2 protein-coding genes are annotated in these 2,169 nt (G+C 59.2%); both read left to right on the top strand.

Annotated elements, in window-relative coordinates:
* Nucleotides 1-8: 8 nt before the first annotated feature.
* The gene (locus tag AC1DT3_RS18775; RefSeq protein ID WP_477466737.1) at nucleotides 9-1,220 is read left to right on the top strand and encodes an ABC transporter substrate-binding protein; all 1,212 of its coding nucleotides are present in this window, start codon (nucleotides 9-11) and stop codon (nucleotides 1,218-1,220) included.
* Between the two features lie 63 nt (nucleotides 1,221-1,283).
* Nucleotides 1,284-2,169 (top strand): carbohydrate ABC transporter permease (locus AC1DT3_RS18770; protein ID WP_477466736.1); only part of this gene is annotated, 886 nt, incomplete at its 3' end.

Raw genomic sequence — 2,169 nt, 5'->3', positions numbered from 1 at the left:
CGGCGGCGATGACCTTTGCTCACGCGGCCTCAGCCCAGACATTGACCATCGAGAGCTGGCGTAACGACGACGCCGATGTCTGGAACAATCAGATCATCCCGGCCTTCAACAAGAAGTATCCCAACATCAAGGTCCAGTTCAAAGCCGATCCGCCGACCGAGTACAACGCAGCCCTAAATGCACGTTTGGCGGGCGGGACCGCCGGCGATCTGATCACCTGCCGGCCGTTCGATTCCTCGCTCGATCTCTTCAARAAGGGCCAGCTCGTCGCCGTCAACGACGTGAAAGGCATCGAGAATTTTTCCGACGTGGCAAAGAGCGCGTGGTCGACGGATGATGGCAAGACCACCTTCTGCATGCCGATGGCCTCGGTGATCCACGGCTTCGTGTACAACAAGGCGATCTTCGATGAATTGAAGTTGACCCCGCCGAAGACCGTCTCCGAATTCCATGCGGTCCTCGACAAGATCAAGGCCAATGGCAAGTACACTCCGCTCGCCATGGGCACGGCCGACCAGTGGGAAGCCGCGACGATGGGTTTCCAGAACATCGGCGTGAACTATTGGAAGGGCGAGGAAGGCCGCAAGGCTCTGATCGACGGCAAGCAGAAATTCACGGATCCGGCATACGTGCAGACCTTCACGGAACTGGCGAGCTGGGCCCCCTACATGGGCAAGGGCTACCAAGCGCAGAAATATCCGGACACGCAGAACCTGTTCGCGCTGGGGCGGGCCGCCATCTATCCGGCCGGTTCCTGGGACGTCCCGATCTTCCGCAAGCAAGCCGATTTCGAGTTCGATGCGTTTGCACCGCCCGTGCCGGACGGCGCTAGCAAATGCTACATCAGCGATCACACGGACATCGCGCTCGGCATCAACGCCAAGTCGAAGAACGCTGAAGCCGCGAAGACCTTCCTATCCTGGATCGCCTCACCGGAATTCGCCGAGATCTACGCCAACGACCTGCCGGGCTTCTTCCCGTTGTCCAAAACCAAGGTCGCAGTGAAGGACCCGGTCGCGGCGAAATTCGTCGGTTGGCGCGAAACCTGCGACAGCTCGATCCGCAACTCCTACCAGATCCTGTCGCGCGGCACGCCCAACCTCGAGAACGAACTCTGGAACCTGAGCGCCCAAGTGCTCAACGGCACGATGAAGCCGGAGGAAGCCGCCAAGAAGGCCGAGGACGGTTTGGCGACCTGGTACGAACCGCACAAGAAGTAACAAGCGCGAGCGGACCGCCTTATTCCGGCGGTCCGCCTTTCCCATTGTGCGAAACGGATCAGCATGTCGGATTCAACGAATGCGCCGCCATTGCCGGGAGCCGTCTCCGATCGCTCTCGCTTTCCGCTACATGTCGCGGTGTTTCTCGCGCCTGCCCTGCTGATCTACACTGTGTTTTCGGTCTACCCGCTGATCGACACCATCCGTCTCAGCTTCTATGCGGGCGATGAGACCGGTGCGCGGCATTTCAGCGGCCTCGACAATTTCCGAACCCTGTTGTTCGATCCCGCCTGGTCGGGGCATTTCTGGAACGCTCTGCGCAACAACCTCATCTTCTTCGGCATCCACATGGTGGTCCAAAATGCCATCGGACTGGGGCTTGCGATGCTCCTGAGCCTGCCGCGTCTGACCGGCGGCAACATTTATCGTACGCTCATCTTTCTTCCGACGATGCTTTCCGTCGTCATCATCGGGTTTGTCTGGCAATTGATGCTCAATCCGTTGTGGGGCATTGCGGAAAAGCTTTTGAGTGCGATAGGCCTCGGAAGTTACTTCGGCCCATGGCTCGGGCAGGAATCAACCGCTCTTCTTACCGTGTCGCTGATTTCAGTCTGGCAGTTCGTGGGCATCCCGATGATGCTGATCTACGCGGCTCTTCTGAACATCCCGGACGATCTCCTCGACGCGGCGACCGTGGACGGTTCTGGCCCGTTCAGCACGTTCTGGTTCGTCCGCTTACCGCTTATTCTGCCGACTCTCGGCGTCGTCTCCATCCTGACATTCGTCGCCAACTTCAACGCCTTCGATCTCATCTACGCGATCAAGGGAGCACTCGCCGGCCCGAACTTCTCGACGGACATCCTCGGCACATTCTTCTATCGCACGTTCTTTGGATATCAGTTGCAGGTCGGCAGTCCGACCATGGGGGCGACCGTGGCGACCGCGATGC

The organism is Microvirga sp. P4_G7 (assembly GCF_056401005.1).
Note: the sequence above shows the minus strand (reverse complement) of the source record. Positions and strands in the feature narration are given on the sequence as shown.